This is a genomic window from Streptomyces sp. NPDC031121, assembly GCF_055570615.1.
Genome location: NZ_JBVIGV010000012.1, coordinates 1 through 13,497 on the forward strand (window position 1 = coordinate 1; position 13,497 = coordinate 13,497).

The following is a 13,497-nucleotide window of genomic DNA, read 5'->3' on the forward strand; positions in this document are numbered from 1 at the left end:
CACCTAACTACGCGGCCTTGGCCCTTGAGGGACCGGCCCGCCCCGGACACCATCAACTGCCGGGGACACCCCCAGCCACACCCCCGACCCCGACCCATCGACTCCCGCCAAACCGCACCGCGGCCGTCGCACGCCCGACCCCAACCGGTGGGCTCCCTCCGACCCCGCCCGCCGCTCCAGCCGCCCCCGCCCCCGCCGCCCGGGACGCAGGCCGGGGCCGCGGGGCCGACCGGAGCGCCGACAGGGTCACCGGGTGTCGGGCCCGACCCTGTACAGGGAGTCGATCGTGTCGGCGTACTTGTCGCGGACCACGCGGCGGCGGAGTTTCAGCGACGGGGTCAGTTCGCCGGTCTCCGGGCCCCATTCCGTGGTCAGCAGGTGGTAGCGCTTGATCTGTTCCGTGCGGTTGAGGCGGGCGTTGGCGGTCTCGACCGCGGCGGCGATCTCCGCGCGCACCTGCGGATGCCGGGCGAGGTCGGCGAGGGAGGGCGCCTCGATGCCGCGGGCCGACGCCCACGCCGGGGCGAGTTCGGCGTCGAGGACGAGCAGGGCGACGAGGTAGGAGCGGCCGTCGCCGTGGGCCAGGGCCTGGCCGATCAGGGGGTGTTCCTTCAAGGTGTTCTCCACCAGGGCCGGGGAGACGTTCTTGCCGGTCGAGGTGATGATCAGCTCCTTCTTGCGGTCGGTCAGCCACAGGAACCCGTCCTGGTCGATCCGGCCTACGTCCCCGGTGGGGAACCAGCCCTCCGCGTCGCGGGCGCTCTCCAGCGACCCGTCGGGCCGGAGGTAGCCGCCGAAGACGGTGTCGCCGCGGGCGAAGATCTCCCCGTCGTCGGCGATGCGCAGCTCCAGGCCCTCGATGGGCCGGCCGACCGACCCGAGCCGGAACGCGTCGTGGCTGTTGACGGTGCACACGCCGGAGGTTTCCGTCAGGCCCCACGCGTCCATGACGGTGATCCCCCAGCCGGCCCAGAACCGTACGACGTCGATCGGCATCGGCGCGGTCGCGCTGGCCGTCCACAGCAGCCGGTCGAGCCCGGCCAGCCGCAGCAGCGGGTCCAGGACGCGCTCCTTGGCCCGGTCGTACGCGGCCCCCACCTCGGCCTGGACGGGCTCGCCGCGCTCCAGGTGCCCGGCCGCGGTCCGGGCGAGGCCGTTCGCCTCCTCGATGGCCTCCCGCTGCTCGCGCGGCAGCCCGGCGAGCACCGCCCGCAGGCCCGCGGCGAGTTTCTCCCACACGCGGGGCACCCCGAAGAACTGCACGGGCCGCAGTTCCCGTACGGCGGCGGCGACGGCCGCCGGGTCGGCGACGAGCCGTACGTGCGCGGCGCGCAGCAGCGGCAGGTAGATGCCGAGGATCCGCTCGGCGATGTGCGCGAAGGGCAGGTAGCAGATGTGCTCGGCGTGCTCCGGGAGTTCGACGCGCCGGTCGAGGCGGACGGACTGGAGCAGGATGTTGCGGTGGGTGAGCCGGACGCCCTTGGGGTCGCCGGTGGTGCCCGAGGTGTAGACGACGGTCAGCGGGTCCTCAGGGCGCAGCTCCCGCCAGGCCTTCTCGAAGGCGTCGGGGCTGTGCAGCCGGGTCCCGGCCGCGTACACCGCGTCGTACGAGCGGTGCGCCCCGGCGGCGTCGGCGTCGGCGACGACGAGCCGCTCCAGCGGTACGGACGTGTCGGCCAGCAGCGGTTCCCAGCGCGGCAGTTCGCCGGCGCCCCCGACGACGGCGAGGCGGGCCCGGCTGTGGCGGGCGGTGTAGGCGGTCTGCTCGGGCGCGGAGGTGCCGTACACGGTGACGGGGACGGCGCCGAGGTGGACCAGGGCGAGGTCGGTGAGCCAGTGCTCGGGCCGGTTGCCCATCATGATCAGGACGTGTTCGCCGCGCTCGACGCCGAGCGAGGCGTAGCCGGCGGCGAGGGCGGCGACCCTGCGCCGCACCTCGGCCCAGCCGAGGGTGGTCCAGCCGGGGGACGCGGCATCCCCCGTGCGCCACGAGAGGGCGGGGAGGTCGCCGTACTCGGCGGCGTTGCGGGCGAGCAGGGCGGGCAGGGTGAGCTGTTCGGGACGTCCGGGCAGTCGCAGGATCGTGCTCATGGGCAGCTCCTCGCCGTTTCACATCGTTGGTGCGACAGCAATACTGTTGAACCGCGGTACCGGAACGGGACGTGCTGATCAGAGAGCGGGGCGAGTAACCATGACCACCGGGGTGCCCGAGCCCACGCTCACCGTCGACGAGCTCGCCGCACGGGCGGGGGTCACCGTCCGCACCGTACGGTTCTACAGCACGCGCGGGCTTTTGCCCCCTCCCGTGATCGGACCGCGTCGGGTGGGCCGGTACGGGCCCGAGCACCTCTCGCGGCTCGCGCTGATCGAGGAGCTCCAGCACCAGGGCATGACGCTGTCGGCCATCGAGCGCTACCTGGACGCCCTGCCCGGTGACCTCAGCGCCCACGACCTGGCGATCCACCGGGCGCTGGTCTCGTCGTGGGCGCCGGATTCGGCGGAGGAGGTCTCGCTGGAGGAGCTGGAGCGGCGGGCGGGGCGGGCGCTGCCGGAGGAGGACCTGCGCCGGCTCGCCGCGATGAACGTGGTAGGCGGCGGCCCGGAGCGGTTCCGGGTGGACCTGTCGCTGCTGCGGCTGGGGGTCGCCCTGCTCGACGTGCCGATCTCGCACGGGACGGTCCTGGCGGCCCGGGAGGTGCTGCTGGAGCATGCGCGGGCGACGGCGCGGGAGCTGACACGGCTGTTCCGCGACGAGGTGTGGGGGCCGTTCACCGAGGGCGAGGACGATCCGGAGCGGGTGGAGTCGATGAAGGCGCTGTCCGCGCACATGCAGCCGATGGTGGTGCAGGCGCTGGTCACGGCGTTCCAGCGGTCGCTGCGCGAGGAGCTGAAGGCCCAGTTCGCCTCCGGCGACTGACGCGGGCGGACCGGCAGCGCCTCCCAACTGCCTTCGGCAGCCGGTAGGTTCGGGATCATGTCTGTGATCCACAAAACCACCATCACCCCGACCAAGCTCGAACTGCTCGCGGCCTGGCTGCCCTCGCAGCCGTGGTACGCCGCCACGGGCGGCGGCCCGGAGCCGGTCAAGGCCGGCGGGTTCCGGCTGGACGACCCCGAGGGCGAGGTCGGCATCGAGTTCATGGTCGTCACCGACGCCTCCGCGCCGGACCCGGTCGCCTACCACGTGCCGATGACGTACCGGGGTGCGCCGCTGGAGGGGGCCGAGGGGGCGCTGATCGGCACCGTCGAGCACGGGGTGCTGGGCACCCGCTGGGTGTACGACGCCGCGCACGACCCGGTGGCCGTCGGACAGGTCCTCGCGCTGCTGCGCGGCGAGGCGCAGCCCTGGGCGCAGAGCATCGACGGCGCTCCGGACCCGACGGTGGTCGTGGAGGGCGGCCCGGGTGCTGCGGAAGGGCTCGACGCGGCGGCCGCGGGGGCCGCGACCACGGCGGAGGGCACCGAGGTCCGCTTCGGGGGCGGGCAGGCGGTGCTGCGGATCGTACGCGTCCTGCGGCCGGGCGGCCTCGAGGGCGGCGGTGCGGCCGGGGTCGTCACCGGCTGGACCGCCCCCGACGGCACCGCGCACCGCGGGGTGTTCGCCGCGCTGGACGGCGCCTGACGCGGGCCTCGGGCCGCCCCCGGGGGGACGTCCCCGGGGGCGGTCGGATGGCACATCGCGCTCAGCCGGCCGGCGTGCGTCGGCCCGCCGCGTCAGTCCGCGTACGTCTCCCCGCGCTCGGCCTTGGCGACCAGCGAGGCGGGCGGCGTGAAGCGGTCGCCGTAGCGGTCGGCCAGCTCGCGGGCCCGGGCGACGAAGCCGGGCAGGCCGCCCTCGTAGCCGTTGATGTACTGGATGACGCCGCCGGTCCAGGCGGGGAAGCCGATGCCCATGATGGAGCCGATGTTGGCGTCGGCGATCGAGGTGAGGACGCCCTCGTCGAGGCAGCGGACGGTGTCGAGGGCCTCGGCGAAGAGCATCCGCTCCTTCATGTCCTCGAAGGGCACGTCCGCGCCGGGCCGGCCGAAGTGCTCGCGCAGGCCCGGCCAGATCCGGGAGCGCTTGCCCGCCTCGTCGTAGTCGTAGAAGCCGGCTCCGCCGCTGCGTCCGGGGCGGGCGAACTCGTCGACCATGCGGTCGATGACCTCGTCCGCGGGGTGCGGGGTCCAGGTGCGGCCCTCGGCTTCGACGGCCTTGCGGGTCTCGTTGCGGATCTTCCGCGGGAGGGTGAGGGTGAGCTCGTCCATGAGGGAGAGCACCTTTGCCGGGTAGCCGGCCTGGGCGGCGGCCTGCTCGACGGAGGCGGGCTCGACGCCCTCGCCGACCATCGCGACGCCCTCGTTGATGAACTGGCCGATGACGCGCGAGGTGAAGAAGCCGCGCGAGTCGTTGACCACGATGGGGGTCTTGTTGATCTGCCGGACGAGGTCGAAGGCGCGGGCGATGGCCTCGTCGCCGGTCCGCTCCCCCTTGATGATCTCGACCAGCGGCATCTTGTCGACGGGCGAGAAGAAGTGCAGGCCGATGAAGTCGGCGGGCCGTTCGACGCCCTCGGCGAGCCCTGTGATGGGCAGGGTGGAGGTGTTGGAGCACAGCAGCGCGTCGGGAGCGACGACGTCCTGGACCTCCTGGAACACCTTGTGCTTCAGGGAGGTGTCCTCGAAGACCGCCTCGATGACCGCGTCGCAGCCCGCCAGGTCGGCGGTGTCGGCGGTCGGGGTGATCCGGGCCAGCAGCTCGGCGCGCGCGGCCTCGGTGGTGCGGCCCTTGGCGACGGCCTTGTCGAGCAGCTTCTCCGAGTACGCCTTGCCCTTGGCGGCGGCCTCGGCGGTGACGTCCTTCAGCACGACCTCGATGCCGGCGCGGGCGCAGGAATAGGCGATCCCCGCGCCCATCATCCCGGCGCCGAGGACGGCGACGCGGCGGACGGTGCGCGCCTCCACGCCCCGGGGGCGGCTCCGGCCGGCGTTGACGGCCTGGAGGTCGAAGAAGAACGCCTGGATCATGTTCTTCGCGGTCTGGCCGGTCACCAGCTCCGTGAAGTAGCGGGCCTCGATGGTCTGCGCCGTCTCGAAGTCGACCTGGGCTCCCTCGACGGCGGCCGCCATGATGTTGCGCGGCGCCGGGTACGGGGCCCCGTTCAGCTGCTTCTTGAGGTTCGCGGGGAACGCCGGCAGGTTCGCGGCGAACTTGGGGTGGGCGGGCGTCCCGCCGGGGATCCGGTAGCCGGGCACGTCCCACGGCTGCTTCGACTCGGGGTTGGCGTCGATGAAGGCGCGCGCCTTGGCGAGCATCTCCTCGGGCGTCGCCGCCAGTTCGTGGACGAGGCCGCTGTCGAGGGCGCGCTTCGGGCTGTACTGGGTGCCCTGGAGCAGGACCTTCAGCAGCGCGTCGGTGATGCCCATGAGGCGGACGGTGCGGGTGACGCCGCCTGCGGCGGGCAGCAGGCCGAGGGTGACCTCGGGCAGGCCGATCTTCGATCCGGGCGCGTCGAGTGCGACGCGGTGGTGGGAGGCCAGGGCGATCTCGTAACCCCCGCCGAGTGCGGCGCCGTTGATCGCGGCGACGACGGGCACGCCGAGGGTCTCGATGCGGCGCAGCGACCGCTTGATCCCGGTGCCGGTGTCGAAGGCGGCCTGCGCGTCCTCGGGGCGCAGCCGGATCATCTCCTTGAGGTCCCCGCCGGCGAAGAAGGTCTTCTTGGCGGAGGTGTAGATGATGCCGCGGATGGAGTCCTTCTCGGCCTCGGCGCGGTCGGCGACGGCCGCGATCGAGTCCGTGAAGGCCTGGTTCATGGTGTTGGCGGACTGGTCGGGGTCGTCGAGGACCAGCGTGACGACGCCGGTCTCGTCCTGCTCCCAGCGGATCGTGGTGGACTCGCTCATGTTCGCTACTTCCGTGTCGGAGGGGTCAGGGGGTGCAGGACGGTGTGTCAGAGGCGCTCGACGACGGTGGCCACGCCCATGCCGCCGCCGACGCAGAGGGTGGCGAGCCCGTAGCGCTTGTCCTGGCGCTCCAGTTCGTCGACGAGGGTGCCGAGGATCATCGCGCCGGTGGCGCCGAGCGGGTGGCCCAGCGCGATGGCGCCGCCGTTGACGTTGACCTTGTCGAGGGTGGTCCCCATGTCCTTGACGAAGCGCAGGACGACGCCGGCGAAGGCCTCGTTGATCTCGATGAGGTCGATGTCGCCGATGGTGAGGCCTGCCTTGGCGAGGGCCTTGCGGGTCGCGGGGGCGGGCCCGGTGAGCATGATGGTGGGCTCGGAGCCGGACACGGCGGCGGAGACGATGCGGGCGCGCGGCGCCAGGCCTGCCCGCTCGCCCGCCTCGCGGGAGCCGATCGCGACGAGCGAGGCGCCGTCGACGATGCCGGAGGAGTTGCCCGCGTGGTGGACGTGGTCGATCTTCTCGATCCAGTGGTACTTCTGCAGGGCGACGGCGTCGAAGCCGCCGAGTTCGCCGATGTCGGCGAAGGACGGCTTGAGCTTGGCGAGGGTGTCGGCCGTCGTGCCGGGGCGGATGAACTCGTCGTGGTCGAGGACGACCAGGCCGTTGCGGTCGGTGACGGGTACGAGGGAGCGGGCGAAACGGCCCTCCTTGACGGCGGTCGCGGCGCGCTCCTGGGAGAGGGCGGCGTACTCGTCGACGTCCCGGCGGGAGAAGCCCTCGATGGTGGCGATCAGGTCGGCGCCGATGCCCTGCGGGACGAAGTTGACGTCCCAGTTGGTCATCGGGTCGTTGAACCAGGCGCCGCCGTCGGAGGCCATGGGGACGCGGGACATGGACTCCACGCCGCCCGCGAGGACGAGGTCCTCCCAGCCGGAGCGGACCTTCGCGGCCGCCAGGTTCACGGCCTCCAGGCCGGACGCACAGAAGCGGTTCTCCTGCACGCCGGCGACGGTGTCGGGGAGGCCCGCGGCGATGGCCGCGATGCGGGCGATGTCGGAGCCCTGGTCGCCGACCGGGCCTACGACGCCGAGGACGATGTCGTCGATGGCGGCGGGGTCGAGGCCGGGGTTCCGCTCGCGCAGCGCGTGGATGAGGCCGACGACCAGGTCGATCGGCTTGGTGCCGTGCAGGGAGCCGTTGGCCTTGCCGCGGCCGCGCGGCGTGCGGATCGCGTCGTACACGTACGCTTCGGTGCTCACTGGTCAAGCCTTTCGAGGGGAGGTTAGCCGAGCAGGGAACGACCGATGATCTCCTTCATGATCTCGGTCGTGCCGCCGTAGATGGTCTGGATCCGGCCGTCGGTGAAGGCCCGCGCGACCCGGTATTCGGTCATGTAGCCGTATCCGCCGTGGAGTTGCAGGCAGCGGTCGGCGACCCGCTTCTGGAGTTCGGTGGCCCACCACTTGGCCATCGAGGCGTGGACGTGGTCGAGCTGCCCGTCGGAGTGGTCGGCTATGCAGCGGTCGACGAAGGTGCGGGTGACGGCGCATTCGGTGGCCATCTCGGCGATCTCGAAGCGGATGTGCTGGAGCTTGGACAGCGGCCGCCCGAACGCCTCGCGCTCCTTGACGTACGCGGTGGTGATCTCCAGCAGGTGCTCGGCGGCGGCGATGCCCGCCATCGCTATGGCGAGCCGCTCCTGCGCGAGGTGGTTCATCAGGTGGACGAACCCGCCGCCGAGCTCGCCCAGCAGGTTCTCCTTGGGGACGCGCACGTCGTGGAAGAACAGCTCGGCGGTGTCCTGCGCCTTCTGGCCGATCTTGTCGAGGTTCCGGCCGCGCTCGAAGCCCTCCGCGCCGCGCTCGACGACGAGCAGCGACAGGCCGTGCGCGCCGCCCTCCGGGCTGGTCCGGGCGACGACGATGACGAGGTCGGCGAGGATGCCGTTGGAGATGAACGTCTTGGAGCCGCTCAGCAGCCAGTGGTCGCCGCGGTCCTCGGCGGTGGTGCGGATGCCCTGGAGGTCGCTGCCGGCGCCCGGCTCGGTCATCGCGATCGCGGTGATCACCTCTCCGGAGCAGAAGCCGGGCAGCCAGCGCCGCTTCTGCTCCTCGGTGCCCAGGTTGACCAGGTACGGGCCGATGATGTCGTTGTGCAGGCCGAGGGCCAGGCCGGGGGTGCCGGCCCGGGTGAACTCCTCGGCGAGGACCGCGGCGTACCGGAAGTCGGTGTTCCCGCCGCCGCCGTACTCCTCGGGGACGGCGAGTCCCAGCAGCCCCTGCCGGCCGGCGGCCCGCCACGCGTCGCGGCTGGTGATGCCGTCCTTCTCCCACTGCTCGTAGTACGGCAGCACCTCCTTGGCGAGGAAGGTGCGGACGGTGTCGCGGAACGCCTCGTGGTCGGCGTCGAAGATGCGTCGTTGCATCGGTTTCCCCCTACGGACAGCTCGGGACGGTTTCGGTCAGCCGGGCCGGCCCGGGGCCGGCGGGCGTGGCGTTCGGCATCGTGGCGCCCGCCTCGCGGAAGGCCGCGAGGCGCTCGCGGACGTACCCGGCGGGATCCATCATGCGCCGCCCTTCCCGGCCAGGCCCGGCACGCCCCAGTCGCGGGCCACCGACGCGGTGTCGGCGCCCGGCCGGGCGGGTCCGCCGCGCACGGCGGCGGGCGTCGCGGAGAAGCGGGGGGCGGGCGCGGGCTGGACGATCCCGCCGACGTCGGTGAAGGTGCCGCGGGCGGCCAGGTGGGGGTGGTGCGGCGCCTCGCGCAGCGACAGGACGGGCGCCACGCACGCGTCGGTGCCTTCGAAGACCTCCGTCCACTCCCGCCTCGTACGGGACCTGAAGGCGTCGGCGACGGCCTCGCGCAGCTCCCCCCAGCGGGCCGCGTCCTTGCGGGCGGGGGCCCGGTCGGCGATCCCGAGGAGGGTGGTGAAGGTGTCGTAGAACTGCTGCTCCAGCGCGCCGACCGCCATGTGGCCGCCGTCGGAGGTCTCGTAGGTGCCGTAGAAGGGGCAGCCGCCGTCGAGGAGGTTCGCGCCGCGGCGGTCCTGCCAGCCGCCGGCGGCCATCATGCCGTGGACCATGGCGGTCAGGTGTGCGGTGCCGTCGACGATGGCCGCGTCGACGACCTGGCCGGCGCCGCCCGGGGCGGCGGCGTGCCGGAGCGCCGCGAGGATGCCGATGACGAGGTAGAGGGAGCCGCCCGCGTAGTCGCCGAGGAGGTTGGCCGGGACGGCCGGGGGCTCCCCCGGCCGTCCGATCATGCCGAGGGCTCCGGTGACGGCGATGTACGCGATGTCGTGCCCCGCGGTGGGGGCGAGGGGGCCGTCCTGGCCCCAGCCGGTCATCCGCCCGTAGACCAGGCGCGGGTTGCGGGCGAGGCACTCGGCCGGACCGACGCCGAGCCGCTCGGCGACCCCCGGCCGCAGGCCCTCGATGAGCACGTCGGCCCGCTCGGCCAGGTCGAGCACGAGGGCGGCGCCGCCGTCGGCCTTCAGGTCGACGAGGACGGAGCGCTTGCCGCGGTTGGTGGTGTCGTACGCGGGGTCGACGGCGAGGCCGCCGCCGCCGGGCCGGTCGACGCGGACGACGTCCGCACCGAGGTCGGCGAGCAGCATGGCCGCGAACGGGCCGGGGCCGATGCCCGCCAGCTCGACGACGCGCAGGCCCGCGAGCGGGCCGCCGCCGGGGCGCCCGGAGGCGCCTCCGGGGGCGGCCCCGGGGGCGCGGGTGTGGCCGTGTGCCTGCCCGGCACCTGTCACTGACATCGAGCCCCCGGCATCCTGGTGTGCGGCGAGTGAGTGCGTACGTGTGTGACACAACTGATGTAACACCAGTGATGCTAGGAACGGGCCACCCCCAGCACAAGAGCAAGCGCTTAGCCGTTTGACGCGATCCGCTCGTCCAGCTCCTTCACGTGCCGCTTCAGGGCGACCGTCCGGTAGCTCTCCTCCACCCACTCGCACAGCACCGCCGCGGACGGCGCCCCCGGCTCCCCGAGCGGCACCGACACCCACCCGGACCGGCCCAGTCCGTAGCCGGTGGGCTCCGCCCCCGGGGCGGCCATGGCGTGGCCGTGCAGTGCCTCGTCCTTGAGCTTGACCGAGATGCCCGGCGACTGCGGGCCGTCGGTGCCGCCCAGGAAGACGAAGATCTTCTTGTTGACCTTCACGACGCAGTCCTCGGGCCCCCAGGGGAACTCCTCCACCGCCTCAGGCAGCCCCAGGGCGAACTCCCGCACCGCCTCCCACTTGCGCACCGCAGCCTTCACCGGCTCCTCCGCTCGACGCCGTCGGCGCCCGCACCCGGGTCCGCCGCCCACCCACGCTAGCCCCCCGGCGGCCGCCGGGCCGGACAACCGGACCGGGCACTTCCGGCAAACGGACCCGCGACCTGCAAAAACCCCGGTGTTCGATGTCCGTTCGACTCTGTACCCTGAGCGGGCTTCAGCCTTGCTCAAAGGCTCAACAACTTTTCCTTGGGGGGAAACCCGGTGTCCTACCGCCGACTCGCGGCATCCGCCGCCGTCCTCGCGGCCGGTGTCGCGCTCGTACCCGCCTCGGCCCACGCGGCCGACCGGGACACCGGCCGGCCCGAGCCGCACGGCATCGCCCGGCCCGACCTTGCCGGGGCGCCGCAGCGGGAGGCTGCCGCGTTCACCAGCCCCGCCGACCGGTCGGTCCGGCAGGCCCCCGCCGCGGACCGGGCCGGGGCCGCCTCCGCCGAGGCGGCGCAGAACGAGATAGCCGTGGACCTGAAGGCCTTCACCACCAGCGCGCACGGCATCGAGGTCGACGCCGCCACCACGGGCACGGCCAACCCCGTCTCCGTCTCGTTCGACTGGGGCGACGGCACCACCAGCGAGAAGGCGTCCGCCGGAGGCCAGACGCTGACGACCCCCCACCAGTACGGAAAGCCCGGCGGCTACACGGTCCGCGTCACCGTCACGGACCAGGTCACGCAGGCCTCCGCCGTCAACCAGATCGCCGTCTGGACCCAGGGCTCCCACTTCACGCCCCACGCCCCGAAGCGCCTCCTCGACACCCGCAACGGCACCGGCGCCCCCCAGGGGAAGGTGCCCGCCTACGGCCAGACCCGGCTCCAGATCGGCGGCAACGCCGACATCCCCGCCGGGGTGACCGCCGTCGTCCTCAACGTCACCGTCACCAACGCCACCAGCGGCGGCCACATCACCGCCTACCCGGACGGCGGGGAGAAGCCCACCACCTCGAACGTCAACTTCGCCCCGGGCCAGACCGTCCCGAACCTGGTCATCGTCCCCGTCGGCAAGAACGGGTACGTGAACCTCCACAACGGCGGCTGGCAGCCGGTCGACCTCATCGCCGACGTCACCGGCTACTTCACCAAGTCCTCCTCCAGCGGCTACACCCCGATGGATCCGCAGCGCCTCGTCGACACCCGCAACGGCACCGGCGTCCCCCAGGGGCAGATCAAGGGCTACGGCACGCTCACCAAGCCGATCCGGGGCCTGGACAACGCCACCGCCGTCGCGCTGAACGTGACCGTCACCAACCCCAAGAGCGACGGCCACCTCACCGTCTTCCCCGGCAGCGGGACCGCCCCGGCGGTGTCGAACCTCAACTTCACCGCCGGGCAGACCATCGCCAACGCGGTGATCGTCCCGCTCGGCGCCACCGGCGAGATCAGCATCCGCAACGGCGGCTGGAACCCGACCGACGTCGTCATCGACATCGTCGGCTACTACAGCCCCTCCAGCGCCAACGCCTACGTGCCGCTCAAGCCGGAGCGCCTGCTCGACACCCGGGACGGCGCCACCTGGGGCTGGGGTCCGCTGGAGGGCCGCAGCTACGTGTACATGCCGCTCGCCGACGGGTTCCCGCACACCAAGGGCTTCGTCCTCAACACCACGGTGACCAACCCCAAGGGCGCCGGCCACCTGGCCGTCACACCGGACCCGAACTCGCTGGCCGACTACGACAACGGCGGCGAGGTCTGGCCGCCCACGCCGACCTCCTCCACCCTCAACTGGACCCGCGGCAACACGGTCCCGAACCTGGTCCAGGCGGGCACCGGCCCGTACGGGATCATCGACATCTGGAACCAGAGCGACGCCGACATCGACCTCGTGGTCGACATCTTCGGCCTGTACGAGGACAACTGACCCCCGGCCGGCGCCCCGCCTGAGGCCTCCCGGCCGCGGACGGGGCGCCGCCCGCCCCGCACCCGGCGCACGCTAGCCTCGGCCCCGGGTACGAGCTGGGAGGAGCCGTGATGAACGAAGACGTCCGACAGGCCGGTCCGACGGCGGGACGGGACGAAGGGGGGCGGGAGCGGGCCGCCGGCCACGACCGGGCCTCGGACCGGGCCCAGGGCGAGACCCAGGCGCAGGCGCAGGGGAAGGCCGAGCAGGCCACCGGACGCCGGGCGAAGGAGGCGGACCGGCCCCACGACCTCGTCCTCTTCGGTGCGACCGGCTTCGTCGGCGCCCTGACCGCCGAGTACCTCGCCGCGCACGCCCCCGCCGACTGCCGGTGGGCCCTGGCCGGACGCGACCGCGCGAAGCTGGAGCGGCTCCGCGACCGCATCGCCGCCCTCCACCCGGCGGCCGCGGACGTCCCGCTGATCCAGGCCGACGCCTCCGACCAGGCAGCCGTAGGGGAACTCGCCGCCGCCACCCGCGTCCTCGCCACGACCGTAGGACCGTACGTCCTCTACGGCGGCGAGATCGTCGCCGCCTGCGCCGCCGCCGGCACCGACTACGTCGACCTCACCGGCGAGCCCGAGTTCGTCGACCGCACCTACGTCCTGCACGACGCGGCCGCCCGGGAGACCGGCGCCCGGCTGGTCCACGCCTGCGGCTTCGACTCCATCCCCGCCGACCTCGGCACGTACTTCACCGTCGCGCAGCTCCCCCGGGACGTCCCCATCCGCGTGGACGGCTTCATGCGCTCCAACGCCCTCTTCTCCGGCGGAACCCTCGCCTCCGCCCTCACCGCCATGGGCCGCGCCCCGCAGACCCTCGCCGCCGCCCGCGAACGCCGCCTCCACGAGCACCGGCTGCCGGGACGCCGCGTCCGCGGCCCCCTCGGCGTGCCCCGGTTCAGCCGGGAGACCGGGGCCTGGGCCCTCCCGCTGCCCTCCCTCGACCCGCGCATCGTGGCCCGGTCCGCCGCCGCCCTCGACCGCTACGGGCCCGACTTCCGCTACCGCCACTACGCCTCGGTCAAGCACCTCCCCTTCGCCCTCGGCGGCACCGTGGCCGTCGGCGCGACCGCCGCGCTGGCACAACTCCCGCCCGCCCGGCAGTGGCTGATGGGCCGCTGGGAGCCGGGGCGCGGCCCCGACGCCGAACGCCGGGCCCGCAGCTGGTTCACCGTCCGCTTCGTCGGCGAGGGCGGCGGCCGCCGCGTTCTCACCGAGGTCTCGGGCGGCGACCCGGGCTACGGCGAGACCGCGAAGATGCTGGCCGAGTCCGCCCTGTGCCTGGCCTACGACTCCCTCCCGCAGCGGGCCGGACAGCTCACCACCGCCGTCGCGATGGGCGACTCCCTCCTCGACCGCCTCCGGAAGGCCGGGATCCGCTTCCGCGTCGCCTCGGCACGCTGACGCCTCGCCCCCGCCGGGAGAC

Annotated in this window: 11 protein-coding genes; 4 read left to right on the top strand and 7 right to left on the bottom strand. The window is 73.4% G+C overall.

Translation table 11 applies throughout. From position 1 onward, the window contains the following. Positions 1 to 246 precede the first annotated feature (246 nt). Complete coding sequence (locus ACZ462_RS22725; RefSeq protein ID WP_467804782.1) at positions 247 to 2,091, bottom strand: AMP-dependent synthetase/ligase; 1,845 nt, start codon at positions 2,089 to 2,091, stop codon at positions 247 to 249. A 100-nt stretch (positions 2,092 to 2,191) separates the two neighbouring features. Between ACZ462_RS22725 and ACZ462_RS22730 the strand changes: the two genes are divergently transcribed. Then, the gene (locus tag ACZ462_RS22730) at positions 2,192 to 2,917 is read left to right on the top strand and encodes a MerR family transcriptional regulator (protein WP_467804781.1); all 726 of its coding nucleotides are present in this window, start codon (positions 2,192 to 2,194) and stop codon (positions 2,915 to 2,917) included. A 57-nt stretch (positions 2,918 to 2,974) separates the two neighbouring features. Then, complete coding sequence (locus tag ACZ462_RS22735) at positions 2,975 to 3,622, top strand: maltokinase N-terminal cap-like domain-containing protein (protein ID WP_467804780.1); 648 nt, start codon at positions 2,975 to 2,977, stop codon at positions 3,620 to 3,622. A gap of 92 nt (positions 3,623 to 3,714) precedes the next feature. Here ACZ462_RS22735 and ACZ462_RS22740 read toward each other — a convergent pair whose 3' ends face one another. The 6 genes from ACZ462_RS22740 to ACZ462_RS22765 all read right to left on the bottom strand — a co-directional run bounded on the left by ACZ462_RS22740 (position 3,715) and on the right by ACZ462_RS22765 (position 10,158). Further along, positions 3,715 to 5,886 carry a 3-hydroxyacyl-CoA dehydrogenase NAD-binding domain-containing protein gene (locus ACZ462_RS22740; RefSeq protein WP_467804779.1) on the bottom strand — a complete coding sequence of 724 codons (2,172 nt, stop codon included), beginning with the start codon at positions 5,884 to 5,886 and terminating at the stop codon, positions 3,715 to 3,717. Between the two features lie 47 nt (positions 5,887 to 5,933). Further along, positions 5,934 to 7,148: an acetyl-CoA C-acetyltransferase gene (locus ACZ462_RS22745; protein ID WP_467804777.1), complete on the bottom strand. Its 1,215-nt coding sequence runs from the start codon at positions 7,146 to 7,148 to the stop codon at positions 5,934 to 5,936. Positions 7,149 to 7,171: 23 nt separating this feature from the next. Further along, complete coding sequence (locus ACZ462_RS22750) at positions 7,172 to 8,314, bottom strand: acyl-CoA dehydrogenase family protein (RefSeq protein WP_467804776.1); 1,143 nt, start codon at positions 8,312 to 8,314, stop codon at positions 7,172 to 7,174. 10 nt (positions 8,315 to 8,324) lie between these two features. Then, positions 8,325 to 8,456, bottom strand: coding sequence for a hypothetical protein (locus ACZ462_RS22755; RefSeq protein WP_467804774.1), 132 nt, complete (start codon positions 8,454 to 8,456; stop codon positions 8,325 to 8,327). Continuing rightward, positions 8,453 to 9,655, bottom strand: coding sequence for a CaiB/BaiF CoA transferase family protein (locus ACZ462_RS22760; protein ID WP_467804772.1), 1,203 nt, complete (start codon positions 9,653 to 9,655; stop codon positions 8,453 to 8,455). The genes ACZ462_RS22755 and ACZ462_RS22760 overlap by 4 nt, the downstream gene beginning before the upstream one ends. Positions 9,656 to 9,765: 110 nt before the next feature. Then, positions 9,766 to 10,158, bottom strand: coding sequence for an MmcQ/YjbR family DNA-binding protein (locus tag ACZ462_RS22765; RefSeq protein WP_467804771.1), 393 nt, complete (start codon positions 10,156 to 10,158; stop codon positions 9,766 to 9,768). Between the two features lie 222 nt (positions 10,159 to 10,380). Here ACZ462_RS22765 and ACZ462_RS22770 point away from each other — a divergent pair, with 222 nt between their 5' ends. After that, complete coding sequence (locus ACZ462_RS22770) at positions 10,381 to 12,030, top strand: PKD domain-containing protein (protein ID WP_467804770.1); 1,650 nt, start codon at positions 10,381 to 10,383, stop codon at positions 12,028 to 12,030. Positions 12,031 to 12,140: 110 nt separating this feature from the next. Next, positions 12,141 to 13,475: a saccharopine dehydrogenase family protein gene (locus ACZ462_RS22775; RefSeq protein WP_467804769.1), complete on the top strand. Its 1,335-nt coding sequence runs from the start codon at positions 12,141 to 12,143 to the stop codon at positions 13,473 to 13,475. Positions 13,476 to 13,497 lie beyond the last annotated feature (22 nt).

Bases quoted from the DNA above. Each gene is read 5' to 3' on its own strand.
- ACZ462_RS22725 (WP_467804782.1), bottom strand. From the start codon at position 2,091: ATGAGCACGATCCTGCGACTGCCCGGACGTCCCGAACAGCTCACCCTG.
- ACZ462_RS22730 (WP_467804781.1), top strand. From the start codon at position 2,192: ATGACCACCGGGGTGCCCGAGCCCACGCTCACCGTCGACGAGCTCGCC.
- ACZ462_RS22735 (WP_467804780.1), top strand. From the start codon at position 2,975: ATGTCTGTGATCCACAAAACCACCATCACCCCGACCAAGCTCGAACTG.
- ACZ462_RS22740 (WP_467804779.1), bottom strand. From the start codon at position 5,886: ATGAGCGAGTCCACCACGATCCGCTGGGAGCAGGACGAGACCGGCGTC.
- ACZ462_RS22750 (WP_467804776.1), bottom strand. From the start codon at position 8,314: ATGCAACGACGCATCTTCGACGCCGACCACGAGGCGTTCCGCGACACC.
- ACZ462_RS22755 (WP_467804774.1), bottom strand. From the start codon at position 8,456: ATGATGGATCCCGCCGGGTACGTCCGCGAGCGCCTCGCGGCCTTCCGC.
- ACZ462_RS22760 (WP_467804772.1), bottom strand. From the start codon at position 9,655: ATGTCAGTGACAGGTGCCGGGCAGGCACACGGCCACACCCGCGCCCCC.
- ACZ462_RS22775 (WP_467804769.1), top strand. From the start codon at position 12,141: ATGAACGAAGACGTCCGACAGGCCGGTCCGACGGCGGGACGGGACGAA.